We start from the raw sequence: 19,073 nt of genomic DNA on the forward strand, positions 1-19,073 counted from the left end.
TTCAGGCCTGCTACATCATATTTTAAGCCGTAAAGCGCCGAATTATCAGTGCCAGATAGCGCCTGAAGACCGGTCGTGGCGAAGCTTGACCTTCAGGCTTCCCAGCTTGTCCGGATTGCGCATGTTGTAGATACGCTCCAGCCGCCCATCGGCGTCATAGGCGAACATCACAGCTGTCACGATCTCGTCGCCGTAGAACATGACGAGGCCACGCGTTCCGTTCAGATCCAGTATCTTGATCTGGCAGGGCTCCCAGAGACGGCCAAGAATAAGAACCGCGTAGCGAGCGACTTCGTCCGCGCCTTCCAGGATCCGGCTCATGGCCGTTGCCTTGCCGCCACCATCGGACTGGAGTTGTACTGTTTCGGCGAGAAGGCCCGTCAGGTGGTCCGTGGACCCTGTTTCAATTGCGGTGAGAAAGGCAGACAGGATCCGGTCCTGATGATCGGCCGGAGGAACAAAACGGGAGGTCGGACCCTGCACATGTCTGCTTGCCCGGGACACCAACTGGCGGCAGGCCTGTTCGGTAACCCCCAGAGTTTCGGCAACTTCGTCATAGGGCTTTGCGAAGATCTCGCGCAGCAGGTAGGCGGCGCGCTCCTTCGGGCTGAGGCGCTCCAGCAGCAGGAGGAACGCCGTCGTCAGGGATTGTGCCCTGTCCAGGTCGGTCTCCGGGTCCGAGCCACTTTCGAACTGAAGCGGTTCGGGGATCCACGGGCCGACATAGTCGACCCGTTTCCTGTGAGCGGCCTTGAGAGTGTCCAGGCAGCAATTGGTGCAGACCGTGGTGAGGAATGCTTCCGGATTCAGAATTCCGGCACGATCCGTGGATTGCCACTTCAGGTATGTGTCCTGCACCGCATCCTCGGCATCCGCCATGGAGCTGAGCATGCGATAGGCCAGCCCCATCAGCTTCGGGCGTACCGTCTCGAAAACATCGATGCCTGGAGCGTCACTCATGTCAGTGGTTCGATACCTGTACCCGGTTCCACAGATTGATCATCGCGACCGCGGCGGTGATCGCACTGATCTCGGCGTCATCGAAGTGGCGGCGCAATTCACCGCGCAATGCCTCATAGTTCGTATCGACCTGAAGACTGGTCAAGGCTTCCGTCCAGGCAAAGGCCGCCTTCTCCGCCGGCGTGTAGTCATCAACGTGCCGCCAGACCGTCAGGCGCTGCAAACGCTCCTGGGTCTCGCCCGCGTCGAGTGCTTCCTGGGTGTGCATCTTCACGCAATAGGCACACTGGTTGATCTGCGATGCACGCAGATCGATCAGGTGCCGCAGTTTCGGCTCCAGTCCTGCCTTGCCGATCTCACCACTGGCAGCGACGAAACGCTTTACGATATCGGGGACATTTTCGTAGTGATTGATGGCATTAGAGGTCGTCATTGGCGTGTCTTCCATTCAGGTTTCAGGGTGTGACACAGGGTTGACGACCGGGTGCAGCGATTTGTGACACCGGCCCGAAACTTTTTCCGGCCATCGTTTTGCCGACCCGCCCAGCGAGCCGGGACGGCAAGGAAATCAGGTCATTGTCAGACGGAAAGCGCTTCGTCCTTGCCGAGACCGTATTTGCGCATCTTCTCGTAGAGCGCCTTTCGCGAGAGCCCAAGGTTCTCGTAAGTGGGCTTGATGGCACCGTCGTTGCGCTTGAGTTCGGCGACGATCAACGCCCGTTCATATGTCGCGACCTGTTCGAATAAGGTGGATCCGGCCCCGCTGCTGGGCGCGTTGACCAGCTCGACACCGAGCACGAAACGGTCGGCGACATTGCGCAACTCGCGGACGTTGCCCGGCCAGTCCCGAGCCATCAGCTCGGCGAGGTATTCCTCGTTGATGTCCGGGATCTCGCGCCGGTAGCGTGCCCGGGCTTCCACCGCCAGATGCCGGAACAGGAGAGGGATATCCTCCAGCCGGTCGCGCAACGGTGGAATGGCAACGTTGACGACATTGAGCCGGTAGAACAGGTCCAGCCGGAACCGGCCTTCCTTGCCGGCGGCCTCAAGGTCTTCCTTGGTGGCCGCGATGAAGCGCACATCCAGTTCGATCGCCTTGTTGGAGCCGAGCCGTTCGATTGTCCGGGTCTCGATCACGCGCAGCAGCTTGACCTGCAGTTCCAGCGGCATGGATTCGATTTCGTCCAGAAACACGGTGCCCCCATGGGCATGTTCCAGCTTGCCGATGCGCTGTCCGCTGGCACCGGTAAAGGCGCCCTTCTCGTGGCCGAAGAGTTCAGATTCGATGATTTCGGCGGGAAGCGCGCCGCAATTGAGGGCGACGAAAGGCTTTTCCTTGCGGGGACCTTCGTCATGCAGTGCCCGGGCGACCACCTCCTTGCCGGAGCCGGTCTCCCCCAGGATCAGCACATCGGCATCGGTTGCCGCCAGGGCCGTGACATTGCGGCGAAGCAGTTCCATGGCGGCGGTGCGCCCCACGAGACGGCTTTCCAGGCCCGTTCGGTCTGCCAGTTCCTCGCGCAGCTTTCGGTTTTCCAGCACCAGCCGGCGCTTGTCGAGCGCGCGTTCCACCACGGAGGCAAGGCGCGAAACGGAAAAGGGCTTTTCCATGAAATCATAGGCACCGGCGCGCATGGCCTCGACCGCCAGTGGCACATCGCCATGGCCGGTGATCAGCACCACGGGCAGGGCGGGATCGATCTCGAAGGCCCGCTTCATGACCTGGAACCCGTCCGTCCCGGGCATGCGAATATCTGTAACAAGCACGCCGTAGAACCCGCGGTTGACCCGCTCCAGGGCTTCTTCCGGTTCACCGGTTGCAAACACCGCCTGGCCGGACAACTCCAGCCCCTGGCTCAAGGAGCCACGCAGGTCCGCTTCATCGTCAATCAGTAGGACGGTCGCCTGATCCATTAACGCCTATCTCATTTCATTCCGCTGCAAGGACATGCTCATCGGCCACCGGCAGGCGCATGGTGAACACCGCACCGCCACCGTCGCGATTCGCCGCTTTCAGCGATCCGGAAAAGTCATGAACGATCTTGTAGGCAATCGACAAGCCCAGCCCGAGCCCGGCGCCGACATCCTTGGTGGTGAAAAACGGGTCGAAAATCTGTGGCAACACATCGGCATCGATGCCTGTGCCGTTGTCACTGACGGTCAGCACCGCTTCGCTGCCTTCCTGCCTCAGTTCCAGGCGCACTTCGGGCATGGCAAGCGATGCGGCGTTGCCGCTGACCGCATCAAGTGCGTTGGACAGGAGATTGATGACCACCTGCTCCAGGCGGATACGCCCGCCCTTGACGATGATATCCTCTGTCGGCAGCGCCAGATCGAGACGCACCTTGCTCTGCTTGATATGTGGCTGTAGCAGCAACGTTGCCTCGTCGATCACCTGGCGCAGGGACACCGGCTTGATGTCGGTGCCCGACTTGCGCGTGAAGCCTTTCAGCGTCTTGGCGATTTCGGCCATGCGGCTGACCATGCCTTCGATCCGCGAGAGATTGCCGAGGGCCTCGTCCGCACGCCCCCGCTCGATCAGCATGCCTGCCACTTCGGCATCGGAACGGATAGCTGCCAGTGGCTGGTTGTACTCGTGACTGAGAGCCGCAGACATCCGGCCGAGCGTTGCCAGCTTGGCTGCCTGCACGAGTTCGGCCTGGGCCAGACGCAAATCGGCTTCAGCCTGTTCGCGCTCGCGCACTTCCTGTTCCAGAAGGACGTTGGTGCGGCGAAGATCCGCAGTCCGTGATTGCACACGGCGCTCCAGGCGCAGCGCGCTCGCCCGGTTGCGTCGTTCCTGGCGCACGAATTCTTCCCGCCTGACGATCAGGATGGCGATACCTCCGGCGGCGATCACACAGACCAGAAGCGCGACCAGCATGGCCCAGCCGGATCGCTGGCGGGCATCCTCGATCGTCACAAGCGTTCTGACCTGCCAGCCGAGAACGGCCAAGTTCTCCGTCAATTGCAGGTAATAGTAGGGAGACGGCGTTGCCGGCAGCAGGACCTCGATGCGCTCAGCTACCGACATGTCGGCGATATCCCGGCCGACAGAAAGCTCGTCCATCCGCTTGCCGCGCCATGCGGGAACGTTGGTGACCACAATCCGGCCACTGCCATCCAGCGCGACCAGCGGTTCCTTGCTGAGTGCCCAGGCTTGCTCGACGTCTTCCAGACTGACCCGGACGGCAATCACGCCGACGATGGAGCTGCCCCGGCGCAAGGGCGAGGCGAAGACATAGTTCGATGCGGCCTCTGGCGTACCGGGGATGAGCTGCCGGCCGAGCTGGCCCTGTAGGGCCTGTTCGAAGGCATGTCCGATGCGTTCCGCCCCGCCGAAGGAGCCCGTCGGCACACCATCCTGGCTGGAAACCACGACATTGCCTTGCCTGTCCATCAGCCAGATCTCTTCCGCGCCCGACATGCCGGCAGCGATCGCGGCGATGCCGGGGTCTCCGGACCTGCCCGTGCTCATCAGCAACTGACCGATATCCGGACCACGTGCCAACAGCGGCGACAGCAGGCGGAACTTGTCGAGAAGTCTTTCGAGCACGGCTGTCTGAACAGCAAGATTCGCCCGCGCACCGGTTTCCACCTCCGCAAGCGTGATCCGCAAGCTGGCAAGCCCGGTCAGCCACATCAGTGCGACCGTCGACAGGATCGCCGCCGCTCCGATACCGATCTTCAGCCTGCGCCAGGTCCGGCGCTTGGTCTTGCGCAACATCGCGTCAGTATAAACAAGCCGCGCGCCGCGTGAAGCGGGAGCCTTATCCAGCGAAATCCTCCCCGGTAGCCGTGTCCGACAGGGCCGGTGCACGCTGGCGCCGGTCAATGGCAACGCTCTTGATCAGAACCGTGACGTCCTTGCCTGTGTGGAGATCGAGGTCGGCAACGGACGCGCGGGTGATGCGGGCACGCAGCACCTGTCCGCTGACGGAGCAAAGGATTTCCGCATAGGGACCGCTTTCACTCGAAATACTGCGGATTGTCGCCGCGAAGGCATTGCGGATGGACAGGCCCTCCGGCGGTTTGACTGCCAGGGCAACGTCCCTGGCCCGGATGCGCAGGCGCACCGCATCGCCCGGCACGGCTGCCATATCCGGTATCTGCAGTGTGGCTCCGCCGATATCGACATCGGTCAGGCCCCAGTCCGGGTCACATCTGGTGACGATACCTTCCAGCAGTGCACTGGCCTCGTGACGGCCGGTTGCCCGGCCCAGATCGGTTCGCGCGAGCATGTCGGCCACCGGTCCAAAGGCGGGCGTGCGTCCATCCGACAGGATCACGAGCGTGTTGGACAGGCGCGCCACTTCCTCGATGGAATGGCTGACATAGAGGATCGGGATTCCCGCCTCCACGCACAAACGGTCCAGATAGGGAAGAATGTCGTTTCGCCGCGCCTGATCGAGATTGGCCAGCGGCTCGTCCATGATCAGGAGCCGCGGGTCCGACAGAAGCGCCCGCCCGATGGCCACCCGTTGCCTCTCGCCGCCAGAGAGAGTTCCGGGCTTTCGCTCCAGGAGCCCAGCCAACCCCAACAGATCGACCACTTCGGCCATGTCCCGGGTCCCAGGCCTGCGGCCCGCCCAGCGCGCATAGGTGAGGTTCGAGGCAACGCTGAGATGCGGAAACAGCCGGGCGTCCTGAAAGACGTGACCGATCCTGCGTGCCTGCACCGAGAGGTTGATATTCTTGTTCGCGTCAAAGAGGGTCGTGCCGTTGACGGTGATATGTCCACTGAGCGGCTTGATCAGCCCGGCGATCATGTTGGTGAGCGTTGTCTTGCCGGCGCCCGACTGGCCGAAAAGCGATGTCACCCCGCCCCGGCTGTTGAACCGGGCTTCAAGATCGAGCTGACCGACACGGCCGGTGATGTCGACATCAAGCATGACCGCCCCCCATGCGCGCGCGCAATCGGCGCGCCAGTGCTTCCGAGGTGATCAGCGCCGCAAAGGCGACAAAGGCCGCAATCAGCGTCAGGCGGAAGGCAGCCAGTTCTCCACCAGGGGTCTGGGTGGCGGTATAGAGCGCCAGAGACAGGGTTCTTGTCTCCCCGGGAATGTTGGAGACGAAGGTTATGGTGGCACCGAATTCGCCCATGGCCTTTGCAAAGCCCAGGATCGCGCCACCGAGAATTCCCGGCAGGGCAAGAGGCAGGGTGACCGTCAGAAAGGCGGTCAGGCGATGGGCACCGAGAGACTTGGCCGCTTCTTCCAGTTTCGGGTCCACGGCTTCGAAGGAAATACGGATCGGCCTGACCATCAACGGAAAAGCCATCACACCGGCAGCAAGCGCTGCACCGGTCCAATTGAAGGCGAAGGTGACACCGAAGACACTGTCCAGAAACGATCCGACCGGACCCTTGCGGCCAAAGGTCAGCAGCAGCACGTAGCCCGTGACCACCGGTGGCAAGACGAGCGGCAGATGCACAAGAGCATTGACGGCGCCGTGGCCGGTGAACCGGTAGCGGGCAAGTACGAAGGCCATCAGAACGGCAAGCGGCAGCGCGACAGCGAGGGCGGCAGAAGCGACCTTGAGGGTCAAGAGAAGGGCCTGCCATTCCCCGGGCTGGAGATTGAAAAAATCCACGTCTGCTCAGTCTTCTCGTTCGGGTACGCGGCCGAATTTTCTCAGCCACCTGCCGTTATCGGTTAGAACACCGCAGGAACGCAAGATGTCGTTTGTCCTGAGCCTTCAATGCAAAGCAGCGTGCCTGGGGTCAACAGCCCCTGTCCGGCTTGAGCATGTCTATTCCGATGGCCAGCGCCGGTGCGATCGGCTAGGGTCGCGTTCCCTCCTTGTTGCAGCCGATTCCAGGACACTGCATGACAATCTCGCTGAAGACCCAGGTCCCCGACATCGATACCTATTTGCGCCTGCGGGTCGATTCCGGGCTGAGCGGCTACGGCAGGGACGCGGCGGAAATCGGGCTGAAGAACAGCCTGTTTTGCGTGATGCTTTATGACGGTGATGAAGCGATCGGCATGGGGCGTCTCATCGGTGACGGCGGCTGTTTTGTCCAGGTAACGGATATCGCGGTTTTGCCCGCCTACCAGGGGCAGGGCCTTGGCAAGCGCATCATGGCAGCCCTGACTGCCCATATCGAAAGCGCATTCCCGCCCTCGACCTATGTCAGCCTGATTGCCGATGTTCCCGCCAATGCGCTTTATGCCCAATTCGGCTTTGAAGAAACCGCGCCGGTTTCCCTGGGTATGGCACGCCGGGCAGGTGTCAAAAACCCGGCCTGACAGACCGGTGGCGGGAAAATATATTCCCGCTCGCAAATCGGGTCGTTTGGGCGTTTTGAGCCGCCTAGGGTCTTCTCACAACCATTGAGGAGACAACACCATGTTTCAGATCGAGCCTCTTCCCGCCACCGAGTTTGCACATTTGAGCAGCCTGAGTGACACGGAACTCGCGCAGAAGGGCATTCAGGTGCACATTTCGGACGGAGCGTTTCCCTGCCGTGTGTCACTTGCCGATGCAGCCCCGGGCACCCGGGTTTACCTGCTCAATTTCGAGCATCAACCTGGCGAAACGCCCTACCGCTCCCGGCATGCGATCTTTGTCGCCGATGGCGCGAAGGAAAACCATCCGGACCCGGACACGATCCCGGAAGTCGTGGCGAAGCGCCTGCTGTCGGCACGAGCCTTCAACCGGGCCCACGAGATGATCGACGCGGAAGTCGTTGAAGGCCGCGAGCTGGAAGGTGTCATCCGGACGTTCTTCGACAATCCGCAAGTCGACTACATTCACCTGCATTTTGCTCGCCGCGGCTGCTACGCGGCAAGGGTTTCACGCACCGCATGGACCTGATCAATAAAGCCTAAGCAAGCCTTCGGAGGTGGCTTCTTCCAGAAGAGCCTCCGGGGTCTGCTTCAGCTTGCCATGCCGGATCATCGCATCGCCGATGTCGCCCAGGTCATCGGCATTGCGCCAGCTTTCCGGTTGCCAGATCTTCGAGCGGACCATCGCCTTCGGGCAATGCATGAATGCCCGGGTGATCTCCACTGCCAGCGCCATCGCCGGCTGTTTGCCCTCCACCTGCATCCGCTCCAGCAACCAGGCATCCCGGACGATGCGGGCTCTGCCCGACACCCTCAAGGTCTCGCCCTTGCCCGGGATCAGAAAAATAAGTCCGACGCGCGGGTCCTTCAGCAGATTGTGGTAGCTGTCGAGGCGGCGGTTTCCGGGGCGGTCGGGGATCGCCAGCAATTTGTCGCTCAAGACGGTGACAAAACCGGCCGGGTCCCCCTTGGGGCTCACATCGATCACGCCCTCCGGATCAACCGTCGCGATCAGGCAGAAGGGGGACCGTGCAATGAACTGCCTGCACAGGTCGTCCAGTGCCTTGATCTCCTTTACCCTCACCTTTTCGGGCGCGGTTCCGGCATGGGCTTCGAGCTGGTCAACTGTTGTTATCGGGTCGTTGAAATCTGAAAGAGTCGTGGGATCTTCCGGCATGGCAACCTCCCTGGATCTGCCTGCTGGCGCTTTCACCATCAAACGGCGCTGCGAACGCAAAGACAAGGCGTTTCGCTGGAATCACGGTTTTTCCAAACTGGCGCCCCGATTATGGCTAAACTGGATCTTACCTGAGCAACATCGCACCCATCATAAAGGGATCGCATTGCCGATTTAAACTTTAGCGGTAATCTTTGCGAAATACACCTCAAGGGAGATCCGGCCATGCCGACCGCAGCCAAACGCCGTGCCGCCTTCAAAGCTCTTCACGAAAAAGGGCGTGCTTTCCTGATGCCGAATCCCTTCGATATCGGTACAGCCCGCATGCTGGACGGGTTGCGGTTTGACGCGATGGCCACGTCCAGCGCAGGATATGCCTGGACGCAAGGCGTGAAGGATGCCGAAGGACTGATCACGCGCGACGATGCGCTCGGACATGCCGCCGACATCATTGCCGCGACCAGCGTGCCGGTGAACGGTGACCTGGAGAACGGGTTCGGCGACAGCCCGGACGATGTGGTGGCAACGGTCAAGGGGGCGATCGAGGTCGGCCTCGCCGGCTGCTCCATCGAGGATTACACGACGGATCCGAAACATCCCTACTACGATCTGGAGCTGGCGGTGGAGCGGATCAAGGCGGCGGTGGATGCCAAGAACCGGCTGGCTCCGGATTTCGTTCTGACTGCCCGCAGTGAAGGACCCGTCCAGACGCAGCATGAACTTGACGAGACCATCAAGCGGCTGAACGCCTTTGCAGAGGCGGGTGCCGATTGCGTCTATGCACCGGAGCTGAAGGACAAGGAACAGATTGCCGCCGTTCTGGCCGCCGTGAAAGCGCCGATGAACGTCCTGGCCGGGCGCAAGAACTTCCACCTGACCCGCAAGGAACTGGGCGACATGGGCGTTACGCGTGTCTCCATCGGGGCAGGTCTGGCACGGCTTGCCTACCGCGCCTTCATTGCTGCTGCCGAAGACATGAAAGACGGTGGCACGTTCGGCTGTTTCGACAGGACCGAAACCATGCCGGAAGGAATTCCCGATTTCGAATCCTTCATGAAAACAAGGCCCTGATCCGTAATGGACGCCTCACAGGTTTCCGAAGGCTTTGACCTGGCGAACCCGGGTGATGCAGTCGCAATGACCGAACTCGCCCGGCGGGCCTATGCGCATTATATCCCGGTCATCAACGCCGTGCCCGTGCCAATGACCGCCGATTATGCCGCCCATATCCGGCAGGACGACGTCTGGGTGCTCCGCTCCAGCACCACTCTTGCCGCCAGCCTCGTTCTGATCCGGCATCCGGACCATCTCCTGATCGAAAGCATTGCCGTTGATCCGGAAGAGCAGGGCAAGGGCCGTGGCAGGCAGCTGCTCGACTGGGCGCGGCGGCGGGCAGCGGACTTCGGGCTGAGCGAAATCCGGCTCTATACCAACGTGCTCATGACCGAAAACCGGGCCTGGTACCAGCGTGCGGGCTTCACGGAAACCCATGAGGAACAGCGCGGCGACAAGCGGATCGTCCACATGCGGCTGAAACTGTGACCAAGCTGCTTGCCAACTCCGGATGCGCTGCAAAGCATTGATCCGGGGCCGGGCAGAGCCCGACCCCGGATGGCAGCAGCTACGTAAGCCTTGGCCTTCCAGACCCGCTACTCCGCGCCCCAGGTTTTCTGCTTCTTCTGCTTCATGACGCTTCGGACCATCTTGCCGAATGCCCGATCCTTGGACCTGCGCTCCGCCAGACTTGCAGAGTTGAAGGCTTCTTCCGCCTTCAGCTTTCGCCACCTGTTCAGCCGGCCAGGTTCCAGGGTGCCCTCCGCCAACGCGGCCTGAACGGCGCAACCGGGCTCCGTCTCGTGCCGGCAGTCAGTGAAGCGGCAACGGGATGCCAGTTCGTTCAGATCCGAGAACAGATCATCGATCCCGGCTGCCACATCCGTCAGCTGCAGTTCACGCATGCCCGGTGTATCCAGCACCAGACAACCGCCTGGAACCACGTGAAGTTGCCGGTGGGTCGTCGTGTGGCGGCCCTTGGCGTCATCTTCGCGAATAGCCTGCGTGGCTATGTCCTCGGTGCCTGAAAGCGCGTTGGTTAGCGTCGACTTGCCGACGCCCGAAGAGCCAAGGAAGGCAACTGTTTTGCCCGGCTTACACCAGGCCGCGAGTTTCAGGCCCGGCTCATCGCCACGCGCGTCCAGCGTCACGACCGGAACCGAATTCGAAATCGTCCGAGCCTGATCGACATAGCTTTCCGGATCGCTCGCCAGATCCGACTTGGTCAGGACGATCACCGGATCGATACCGGCCTCGAAAGCAAGCGCGATGTACCGCTCCAGCCGGGCAATATTGAAGTCCTGATTGCAGGAAGACACCACGAACACCGTGTCGATGTTGGCCGCGATCAGCTGGATCTGTCGATCGGTTCCGGATGCACGACGCTTGAGCAGGCTCTGCCGCTCCAGCACCCGGCTTGATGGCGGATGAGCGCGGTCCAGCAGCAACCAGTCGCCTACCGTGGCGTTCCTGACAGGCAGGATCGCTTCGTCCAGCCCTTCGCCGACCACGTGAAGCGCGTTTCGATGGACCTCGACAACACGGACGGGCGGTGTTGCCGTCAGCTCGTCGGAGCTGATCTGTTGTGCAAAATAGGGCCGCCAGCCAAGCGAAAGAAGCCGTGAAGTGTTTTTGTCCGGCCCATCGTTTTTGGGGCGTGCGGGAAAGAAGTCGGAATAGTTCCGTACCATTGGATTGTCTCGTGAATTAAACACACGTCATCGGGCGCCCACCAAGGCACCGGTTCATGTATTCAAGGCTCTCTGATCTTCAGAGAGCCTGCTCACGCAATCTCTGACATCCAATCTCCATGGGACGCACCTCGAAGGTGCCCGTTACAAGTAGTCGCAAAGACGCCCCGATACAAGCATCCCGCAAAAGTGACCAGGCTTATTCCGGTCGCTCGCCGACATAGGCGGCCCGAGGCCGGATCTGTTCCGGCGCCGCGTATTGCTCCAGCGCATGAGCGATCCATCCGGTCATGCGGGCAGCGCAGAAGATGATCTTGCCGGCGTCCTTCGGCAGGTCATAGGTCTTTTGTGTGGCCGCCAGGGCAAGATCGATGTTCGGCGCTTCGCCGAACAGGTCACGCGCGACCGTAATCAAACCCGGCAGACGCTGGACGAAGGGGTGCGCGGGCTCGCTGCGGTAAAGCACGTCGAGCAGGCATGCGGCGCGCGGATCCGGCCCGCGGTAGATCGTGTGACCGAAGCCGGGCAGGGGCTCCCCCCGGCTCAACCGGTCCGAAAGCAGGGTTTCTATGTCGGTGTCCGGCCCGACATCGGACAGCCATGCCGTTGTCCTGTCGGATGCAGCACCGTGGCGCGGACCGGCAAAGGCCCCCAGACCGGAAATGAGGGCTGCGTGGAGGGGCGCCCGGGTGGAGGCAGCGCAGCGCGTCGCGAAGGCACTGGTGTTGAGCTCGTGATCGGCACACAGGATCAGCGCCGCCCGGATCACATTCTTCGCCGAAGACGACACGCCGAAAGCGTTGGCAATCTGCGTGTGGATCGGCACGTCGACCGGATCTGCGTTGAGAAGAGCTGCAACCGCGTAGCGCAGCAGGGCAGCGCCTTTCACCTGCAGAAGCTTGGGTGCCTGGGTGTAGGCCGCCTTGTCCTGCAGCGGCCAGGCGGCAAGCGCGACCATCAGCCGGTCCAGCGGCGCAAGCCCTTCCGGCAGGTTGGGCGGGGGCAATGGAGCGCTTTCGGCAAACGGGTCTTCCTGCGACGCCCAGAGCAGGGTCGCAACGGTTTCAAGCGTGGAGGTTTGCGCCAGATCGACCGCCGGCCGGCCACGATAGACCGGACCGGCTTCCGAAATCAGCGTCAGTTCGGTTTCCAGCACCGGGTCGCCGGTCAAGGGCCGAGCACCGGAGTAGTCGTCGGCAGCCTTGCGGCCTTTCATGCGGCGCACATCCACCGCGTCGTAGCGGCGCTGCTTGCCCGGACCGGCAACGGAATTGATCAGCCCCCGGCTGACATAGGCGTAGAGGGTTGCCGGCTGAACACCGAGTTCGGCGGCGGCTTCACGGGCGGACAGGTAGATTGGCTTGCTCATACATTGATTTTAATTATCAACATTGATCAATGCAATCTTCTCTTTCTATTTGACCGGGAAAGAAAAGGAGATAGCCATGACCGAAGCGCCGAACCCCGCCGGGATGACGCCGGACCCGATTGCCGGTTTGGAGGGCGTTGTTGCAGCCACCACCATGCTCAGCCATGTCGACGGCCAAAAAGGTGTCCTCATCCTCTATGGCCGCCATATCGAAGATCTGGCCGGCAAGCTGAGCTTCGAGGAGGCCGTCCGGCATCTGTGGCAGGATTTTCAGATGTCTGAGGCTTCTTCCCTGCGTGAGGCTTTCGGTGATGCCCGGCGGGCTGCTTTTGCCGTCATGCCGGTTCTTGAAGCTGCCCCTTCCAGCCTCGGCGTTTATGAACGCATGCAGCTGGGCCTGGCTGCCTTGCCGATGTCCACCGGCCTGCCCGACGCGATTGCGATCAGCGGCGCATTGCCCGTCTTTCTGGCCGCCTCTCACCGGATTGCCAGGGGACAGACGCCGATCGCACCGGACAGCACTCTGGAGACCGCGACCGATCTTCTGCGCATGCTGACAGGCGAGCTGCCGCCTGCCGACCATGCCGCCGCGCTCAATCGCTATCTGGTGACAATCCTGGATCACGGGCTGAACGCTTCCACCTTCACGGCGCGCGTGATCGGCTCGACCCAGGCGAACCTCAAACAGGCCGTTGTTGGTGCGATGGGCGCGCTCAGCGGGCCGCTGCATGGCGGCGCGCCTGGCCCAGTGCTGGACATGATCGATGCGATCGGCAGTCCGGAAAACGCAGCTGCCTGGATTGGCGAAGCCTTGGCACGCAAGGAGCGGCTGATGGGTTTCGGTCACCGGATCTACAGGACAAGGGATCCGCGCGCGGACGTCCTGAAGGCAGGACTGCGCTTGCTTGGGCCTGAGAACCCGAAAGTACGTCTGGCGGAGGAGATCGAACAGGCAGCGCTTGCCGCACTTAAAACCGCCAAGCCCGACCGCCCGCTGGAAACCAACGTGGAGTTCTATACCGCCGTCCTGCTGGACGCGATCGGCATCGACCGGACCCTGTTCACGCCGCTGTTTGCCGTCGGCCGGACACCAGGCTGGTGCGCCCATGTTCTGGAACAGCAGGAAACCGGAAAGTTGATCCGGCCATCGTCGCATTATGTCGGGCCGAGCCCCGCATGACGGAGACCGGCTGAAAGCTTGTTACCGCGAGATACCCAGTCCGGAAGGCGGATCATCCGCCTTCCGGGCGCGTGTGTTCAGCCGGTAGACCATGTCGCGCACCCACATGTGCAGCGGTGCACGGTGGTTGAGGGTGGTCCACACGAGGCTGATCGTCACCGACGTTTCCACTGGACAGGGAACTACAAGAAGTCCATCCGCAACTGATCTGGACAGCCGTTCCGGCACCGTGGCGACGAGGTTCGATCCGGCAACCAGACGCTCCAGCCCGGCCGGGCTCGGCACACGCAAGGCGACTTTCAAGTCCTTGTTCATGCGCTCAAGCTCGATGATGTAGCGCGACCGCCATTGACCGCCGTAGGTGACGAGCACGTGGTCGAGATCCAGATAATCGTCCAGGCTCAGTGCCGCTCCGGCTTTTGGATGCTCCGGGTCGAGCAGGCAGACGTAGCGATCCTGATAAAGGTCGCGCCTGTAGAAATGCGGGTCCGACCGTTCGAACGGACCAAGCAGGAGATCCGCCTCGTTGCGCAGCAGGCGTTCGTGACCGATCCCCGACGCATCGATGATCTCCAGGTCCAGGTTGGGCGCTTCGCGTTTCAGAAAATGAACGATTTCCGGAATGATCAGCACGCGTTCATAGAAGTTGCAGGCGATGGTGAAGGTCTGCGCCGCCGTCTTCGGATCGAAATCAGGTGGAGCGACCAGTTGCCGGAACTCGGCCGTCAACCGTTTGGCCTGATGGACGATATCTTCGCAGCGTTGCGTCGGGTGGAGCCGACGGGCCTGACGGACGAATAGCGGATCCTGAAACACGTCCCGCAACTTGTTGATCGTGTAGCTGACCGCTGACTGATTGACGCCGAGTTCTTCCGCCGCACGCGTGAACGAACGGAGCTGGTGCACCCAGACCAAGACCTGCAGCGCCCGAAAATCGACTTCCAACGGATCGCCCGGCATCGGCAATTTCCTCCCGGATCCGGCAAGAACACTCGCCACGGTTTGTAAAATCAAAAAATTCGATGACAACTATAAAGTCAATCGTATTGCTTGATATTATTCCGCCCGCTTAACCTGCCGTCAGTGCCGGATTTGGGAGGAGAAGGCAGATGGCGGTCGCACCTGTCGACGAAACGCTGACGCTTGCGGACCTGACGCGCGACCCCTATCCGATCTACAAACGGATGCGGGCCGAAACGCCGATCGTTCAGGTTCCGGCGGCAAACCGTATCTTTCTGACCAAGGCGAAACACACCAAGATGGTGAAGGACGATCCCGAACTTTACAGTTCGGACGATCCTGTCACACCAATGCGGCGCGCCTTTCTGGCCCACACGCTGATGCGCAAGGACGGCGAGGAACACCGGCGCGAGCGCATGGCCATGCAACCGGCTTTCTCGCCCAAGGTCATCAAGACAGACTGGGCCGATCTCTACCGCAAGATTGCCGCGGAGTATCTCGACCGGCTCCCACGAGGCAAAACGGTCGACCTTTTCACTGACCTTTGCGGACCGGTGGCAGCCCGCATCCTCGCCCACATCCTGGGTCTCGACGAAGTCTGCGACGCCGACATGCAGCGCTGGTCGCAGGTGCTGATCGACGGCGCCGGCAATTTCGGCTTCGCGGATGAACCATTTGCCCGGTCCGATGCGGCCAATGCCGAAATGGATGCCGTGTTCGACAGCCTGATTGCCCGGCATCTGGCAGAGCCCAACAACTCCGCGTTCTCTGTCATGCTGAATGCCCGCGACCCGATCCCCAGAAGCCAGATCTACGCCAACATCAAGATTGCCATCGGTGGCGGCATCAACGAGCCGCGCGATGCGCTGGCAACCATCATCTATGGCCTGCTGACCAATCCGGACCAGCTTGAGGAAGTGAAGCGGCAGGACGCCTGGGCGGATGCATTCGAGGAAGGTGTCCGCTGGGTTGCGCCGATCCAGGCGTCGTCTCGCCGGGCGACGCGGGATCTGGAAATCGACGGCATCGACATTCCCGAAGGCGTGACGCTGATGACCATCCAGGCATCGGCGAATCGCGACGAGGATCTCTACGAGGACGGCGAATCCTTCAACGTCTTTCGAAAGAAAGCGCCGCATCAGGCCTTCGGCAGCGGCCCGCACCATTGTGCCGGCGCCCATATCTCGCGGCGGACTGTCGGGGAAATCATGCTGCCGATGCTGTTCGAACGGTTCCCCGGCATGACGCTGGACAAGCCCGAAGACGTTGTCTGGAGCGGTTTCGGTTTCCGTGGCCCCCTGAACCTGCCCGTCAAACTGAACTGACAAAAAGAAACCAACCGGGCCGGGTTAGAGCCGGCTGAAGGGAAAACCGCATGGTGCAGATCACCTTCGTCCAGCCGAACGGCAGCCGGAAGACCATAGATGCGAGCGAAGGGGCGAGCGTCATGGAAACGGCTGTCAGCCACGGGGTCGATGGCATCTTTGCCGAATGCGGCGGGGCCATGATGTGCGCCACCTGCCATTGCTACGTGGACGAGGCGTGGAGCGACAGGACCGGCGCGCGCACGGAGGGCGAGGAAATCATGCTGGAATGCGCGGCCGCAGACTTGCGCGAAACATCCCGCCTGTCCTGCCAGATCAGGCTGACCGGTGCGCTCGACGGACTGGTGGTGCATCTGCCGGACGAGCAGGCGTGAGGAAACGATTTCGAACAAGGGAGGAAACCATGTCGAAGTACCGGATGATGAGATCGGTGGCCGCAGGTGCGCTCACCGTGGGAGCGGTCGCCGTGGCGGCGCTTTCACTGAGCCTTACGGCTGGCCAGGCCGTGGCAGCGGAGGTCACGCTGCGGCTGCACCAGATGCTGCCGGCGCAAGCCAGTGTGCCGAAGAACATCCTTGAACCGTGGATGGCGAGGATCGAGGAAGAATCGGGCGGGCGGATCGAGTTCCAGCATTTCCCGGCCATGCAGCTTGGCGGCAAGCCGCCGGAACTGGTCGACCAGGCTATCGACGGCATCGCTGACATCGTCTGGACCTTGCCTGGCTATACACCCGGCCGCTTTCCAAGGACGGAAGTCTTCGAACTGCCCTTCGTCATGACCAATGCCGAAGCCGTGTCGCGTGCCTTCTGGCAACTGGCGGAGGAAACCATGCTGGAGCAGGACTTCAAGGACATGAAGGTTCTGGGGCTCTGGGTGCATGGGCCCGGGCTGATCCACTCCAAGGACCCGATCGACTCGCTCGACGACCTGAACGGCGTGAAGCTGCGGGCCCCGACGCGGGTGACCAACGACATGTTCAGTTCACTTGGGGCAACACCTGTCGGCATGCCTGTGCCGGCGGTTCCGGAAGCCCTGTCCAAGGGCGTTATCGATGCCACCGTGGTGCCGTGGGAGGTGACCGGCGCACTCAAGATCAACGAACTCGTCAGCAACCACACGGATTTCGGTGACGATGCTCTTTACACGGCAACCTTCGTGCTGGGCATGAACCGGGCGGCCTATGACGGACTGCCCGACGACCTGAAGGCGATCATCGACAAGAACTCCGGTCTTGAACTGTCCGGATTCGCAGGTGGCCAGATGCAGCGGGACGATGCCAAGCCTCGCGACGAAGCGATCGAGAAGGGGGCGAGGATGATTGTCCTTCCACCGGAGGAGGTTGCCCGCTGGAAGGAAGCCTCGGCACCGACGATTGAAAAATGGGTGGCCGAAATGGACGAGAAAGGCATGGACGGCACAGGGCTTTACAAGCGCGCCATCGAGCTGATCGAGGAGAACACCGGGAAATAGCCGGCCAGGGGTGGTGTGCGGCTCCCCCACAGGGCTGCGTGCCTTTGGGCTCGCTTCGCGGCTTGCCTTTTCGACGGCCGCGCGGCATGTGCCGGTTATTCAGGGCGTCCCGTGATCTGTGGTCACGGGACGCCCGATTTTATTTACGCCGTTTTGCCGGTCATCCCGCCATCTGCGCTTCGCGAACGGCGTATTCGATCTCCTGAACGAGGCCGTCTTCCAGACCAAGCCGGGCAGCGAGCATCTGCAGGTAAGCCTTTTCCGCCGGATGATCCGGATCGATGGCAAGACGCGACGCGGCGTAGATTTCGGCTGCAGTCTCCTCACAGGTTGCACTGGCCACGACCTTGTCCAGATCAAGCGGCGAGCGCAATTCGTCCATCAGGAACGCCTTCGCCTCGCTGTCCAGTCCGGCCTCGTCGATCTTGTCGAAAATCCGGTCCTGTTCGTCGCGATCAATATGACCGTCGGCCTTTGCGGCGGAGATCATTGCCGTCAACAGAGCGATTGCGGCCTGATGTTCGCCGCCCGGATGCTCGCACGGATCGAAGGCGGTGCCGCGCGGTGCTTCCAGCGGGATCGGATCATCGGCCGGATACTGTGGGCGCGGTGCGTTCTGCTGGTTGGCCTTGTGGCCCTGGTAGGCCTTGTAGGCAAGGCCGGCAACCAGTGCGAGGCCGCCGTAGGTGACTGCCTTCTTGCCGAGCTTGCGTCCGCTCTTGCTGCCAAGCATGAGACCGGCCAGGCTGCCGAGTGCCAGACCGCCACCCTGGGACGACAGAAAATCCTTGCCCTGGGACAGGAGGTCACCGGATCCGCCCTTGCGGGCAGTCCCGCGCTGGCCGGATTGACCACCGCCCTGGGTCCCCAGAAACTGATCCAGCAAGGATTTTGCGTCGAACATATTCGGCTCCTTAAAATTGCCGCGTGGAACGGCTTAAATCACGGTTGCACTATCAAATGGGATTTTCTGCAAGGGACGCAAGTTTGCGTTACACTCGGTCACACTTCTCCAATCCACAAAGCTTGTCTTCCAGACAACAACGAGAACAATCTTGAACTTCCTCGCCTCAGTCCGCAGTCTTTCCCTACGATGCTGCCTCATCGTCGGGACTTTGGGGAGCGGGAGTGCGCATGCCCTGTCGCTGAACGACGAGGCCGATACCTACCGCAAGATCTGGCAGGAGGATCTGCTGAGCGCCTATTCGCGCACGCTTGCCGATGCAGGCGAAAGCACGACCGGCAATCTATATGCCTTCAACATCAAGGGCTGCTCGCGTGAAGATGCGCCCGGAAGCCTGCTGTACATCCATGCGATCCAGGACCGCGGCCAGCCGCGCGGCAGCGAGTTTCCGACCTATGTCTTCACCTCGGGAACAAGGCAGGACAAACCGGAACTCGCATTCAAGACCTTTGCGGGAAAACGGATCTATCTCTCCGACACGATCACCTGTGAACCGGAGCGATGTCTTCTCTCCGGCAAGACCGGGTTTTCCGATGTCTGCCTGGCGGACCCATACGGCAACCCGGCACCGGATCTCAAAGGCCTGCGCAAGGATTTCTGGACCGATCTCATGGGCTGGCTGGGGCTTTGAGC

General features: G+C 61.6%; 21 protein-coding genes. 10 read left to right on the forward strand and 11 right to left on the reverse strand.

Features of this window, described 5'->3' with window-relative positions:
• Positions 1–45 precede the first annotated feature (45 nt).
• The 6 genes from sigJ to modB all read right to left on the reverse strand — a co-directional run bounded on the left by sigJ (position 46) and on the right by modB (position 6,552).
• Positions 46–960, reverse strand: a complete 915-nt coding sequence (gene sigJ, locus HEP89_RS07520; protein WP_168691704.1) for an RNA polymerase sigma factor SigJ — start codon at positions 958–960, stop codon at positions 46–48.
• 1 nt (position 961) lies between these two features.
• Positions 962–1,393 (reverse strand): carboxymuconolactone decarboxylase family protein, encoded by a 432-nt coding sequence (locus HEP89_RS07525; protein WP_031269919.1) that lies wholly within the window; start codon positions 1,391–1,393, stop codon positions 962–964.
• 146 nt (positions 1,394–1,539) lie between these two features.
• A complete protein-coding gene (locus HEP89_RS07530) occupies positions 1,540–2,874 on the reverse strand; it encodes a sigma-54 dependent transcriptional regulator (protein ID WP_023002313.1) in 1,335 nt (444 codons plus the stop codon).
• Between the two features lie 16 nt (positions 2,875–2,890).
• Positions 2,891–4,687: an ATP-binding protein gene (locus tag HEP89_RS07535; RefSeq protein ID WP_023002314.1), complete on the reverse strand. Its 1,797-nt coding sequence runs from the start codon at positions 4,685–4,687 to the stop codon at positions 2,891–2,893.
• A gap of 43 nt (positions 4,688–4,730) precedes the next feature.
• A complete protein-coding gene (modC, locus tag HEP89_RS07540; protein ID WP_168691705.1) occupies positions 4,731–5,852 on the reverse strand; it encodes a molybdenum ABC transporter ATP-binding protein in 1,122 nt (373 codons plus the stop codon).
• A complete protein-coding gene (gene modB, locus HEP89_RS07545) occupies positions 5,845–6,552 on the reverse strand; it encodes a molybdate ABC transporter permease subunit (RefSeq protein WP_168691706.1) in 708 nt (235 codons plus the stop codon). The genes modC and modB overlap by 8 nt, the downstream gene beginning before the upstream one ends.
• Before the next feature lie 236 nt (positions 6,553–6,788).
• On the opposite strand from modB, the gene HEP89_RS07550 reads away from it, so the two are divergent.
• Together HEP89_RS07550 and HEP89_RS07555 are read left to right on the forward strand one after the other, a co-directional pair.
• Positions 6,789–7,211 carry a GNAT family N-acetyltransferase gene (locus HEP89_RS07550; protein WP_023002317.1) on the forward strand — a complete coding sequence of 141 codons (423 nt, stop codon included), beginning with the start codon at positions 6,789–6,791 and terminating at the stop codon, positions 7,209–7,211.
• 100 nt (positions 7,212–7,311) lie between these two features.
• The gene (locus tag HEP89_RS07555) at positions 7,312–7,779 is read left to right on the forward strand and encodes a DUF1203 domain-containing protein (protein ID WP_168691707.1); all 468 of its coding nucleotides are present in this window, start codon (positions 7,312–7,314) and stop codon (positions 7,777–7,779) included.
• On the opposite strand, the gene HEP89_RS07560 is transcribed toward HEP89_RS07555, so the two are convergent.
• Positions 7,780–8,427, reverse strand: a complete 648-nt coding sequence (locus HEP89_RS07560) for a pyridoxamine 5'-phosphate oxidase family protein (protein WP_075284159.1) — start codon at positions 8,425–8,427, stop codon at positions 7,780–7,782. It lies immediately after the preceding gene.
• Between HEP89_RS07560 and HEP89_RS07565 the strand changes: the two genes are divergently transcribed.
• The 3 genes from HEP89_RS07565 to HEP89_RS07575 are packed head-to-tail and all read left to right on the forward strand — an operon-like array spanning position 8,426 to position 9,969.
• Positions 8,426–8,605, forward strand: coding sequence for a hypothetical protein (locus tag HEP89_RS07565; protein WP_168691698.1), 180 nt, complete (start codon positions 8,426–8,428; stop codon positions 8,603–8,605). The two genes, HEP89_RS07560 and HEP89_RS07565, sit on opposite strands and share 2 nt — an antisense overlap.
• Before the next feature lie 47 nt (positions 8,606–8,652).
• Complete coding sequence (locus HEP89_RS07570) at positions 8,653–9,498, forward strand: isocitrate lyase/phosphoenolpyruvate mutase family protein (protein WP_168691708.1); 846 nt, start codon at positions 8,653–8,655, stop codon at positions 9,496–9,498.
• Positions 9,499–9,504: 6 nt separating this feature from the next.
• Complete coding sequence (locus HEP89_RS07575; protein ID WP_168691709.1) at positions 9,505–9,969, forward strand: GNAT family N-acetyltransferase; 465 nt, start codon at positions 9,505–9,507, stop codon at positions 9,967–9,969.
• Between the two features lie 107 nt (positions 9,970–10,076).
• On the opposite strand, the gene rsgA is transcribed toward HEP89_RS07575, so the two are convergent.
• Both rsgA and HEP89_RS07585 read right to left on the reverse strand, forming a co-directional pair.
• The gene (gene rsgA / locus HEP89_RS07580; RefSeq protein ID WP_168691710.1) at positions 10,077–11,171 is read right to left on the reverse strand and encodes a ribosome small subunit-dependent GTPase A; all 1,095 of its coding nucleotides are present in this window, start codon (positions 11,169–11,171) and stop codon (positions 10,077–10,079) included.
• 199 nt (positions 11,172–11,370) lie between these two features.
• Positions 11,371–12,540: a citrate/2-methylcitrate synthase gene (locus HEP89_RS07585; protein WP_075284145.1), complete on the reverse strand. Its 1,170-nt coding sequence runs from the start codon at positions 12,538–12,540 to the stop codon at positions 11,371–11,373.
• A 76-nt stretch (positions 12,541–12,616) separates the two neighbouring features.
• Here HEP89_RS07585 and HEP89_RS07590 point away from each other — a divergent pair, with 76 nt between their 5' ends.
• Complete coding sequence (locus tag HEP89_RS07590; protein WP_168691711.1) at positions 12,617–13,720, forward strand: citrate synthase/methylcitrate synthase; 1,104 nt, start codon at positions 12,617–12,619, stop codon at positions 13,718–13,720.
• A 21-nt stretch (positions 13,721–13,741) separates the two neighbouring features.
• On the opposite strand, the gene HEP89_RS07595 is transcribed toward HEP89_RS07590, so the two are convergent.
• Positions 13,742–14,680, reverse strand: a complete 939-nt coding sequence (locus HEP89_RS07595) for a LysR family transcriptional regulator (RefSeq protein WP_168691712.1) — start codon at positions 14,678–14,680, stop codon at positions 13,742–13,744.
• A gap of 149 nt (positions 14,681–14,829) precedes the next feature.
• On the opposite strand from HEP89_RS07595, the gene HEP89_RS07600 reads away from it, so the two are divergent.
• From HEP89_RS07600 to HEP89_RS07610, 3 genes are read left to right on the forward strand one after another with little or no spacing between them, the layout of a single operon-like run.
• Positions 14,830–16,005 carry a cytochrome P450 gene (locus HEP89_RS07600; protein WP_168691713.1) on the forward strand — a complete coding sequence of 392 codons (1,176 nt, stop codon included), beginning with the start codon at positions 14,830–14,832 and terminating at the stop codon, positions 16,003–16,005.
• 50 nt (positions 16,006–16,055) lie between these two features.
• Positions 16,056–16,379 carry a 2Fe-2S iron-sulfur cluster-binding protein gene (locus HEP89_RS07605; RefSeq protein ID WP_168691714.1) on the forward strand — a complete coding sequence of 108 codons (324 nt, stop codon included), beginning with the start codon at positions 16,056–16,058 and terminating at the stop codon, positions 16,377–16,379.
• A 29-nt stretch (positions 16,380–16,408) separates the two neighbouring features.
• Entirely contained in the window at positions 16,409–17,476 is a 1,068-nt protein-coding gene (locus HEP89_RS07610; RefSeq protein ID WP_286201033.1) for a TRAP transporter substrate-binding protein, read from the forward strand.
• Between the two features lie 160 nt (positions 17,477–17,636).
• Here the strand turns inward: HEP89_RS07610 and HEP89_RS07615 are convergent, their stop codons facing one another.
• Positions 17,637–18,380, reverse strand: coding sequence for a tellurite resistance TerB family protein (locus HEP89_RS07615; RefSeq protein WP_023002329.1), 744 nt, complete (start codon positions 18,378–18,380; stop codon positions 17,637–17,639).
• Positions 18,381–18,531: 151 nt separating this feature from the next.
• On the opposite strand from HEP89_RS07615, the gene HEP89_RS07620 reads away from it, so the two are divergent.
• Complete coding sequence (locus HEP89_RS07620) at positions 18,532–19,071, forward strand: hypothetical protein (protein WP_168691715.1); 540 nt, start codon at positions 18,532–18,534, stop codon at positions 19,069–19,071.
• Positions 19,072–19,073: the final 2 nt, after the last annotated feature.

The sequence above is a fragment of the Labrenzia sp. 5N genome, assembly GCF_012395805.1.
Classification (GTDB): Bacteria; Pseudomonadota; Alphaproteobacteria; order Rhizobiales; family Stappiaceae; genus Roseibium; species Roseibium algicola.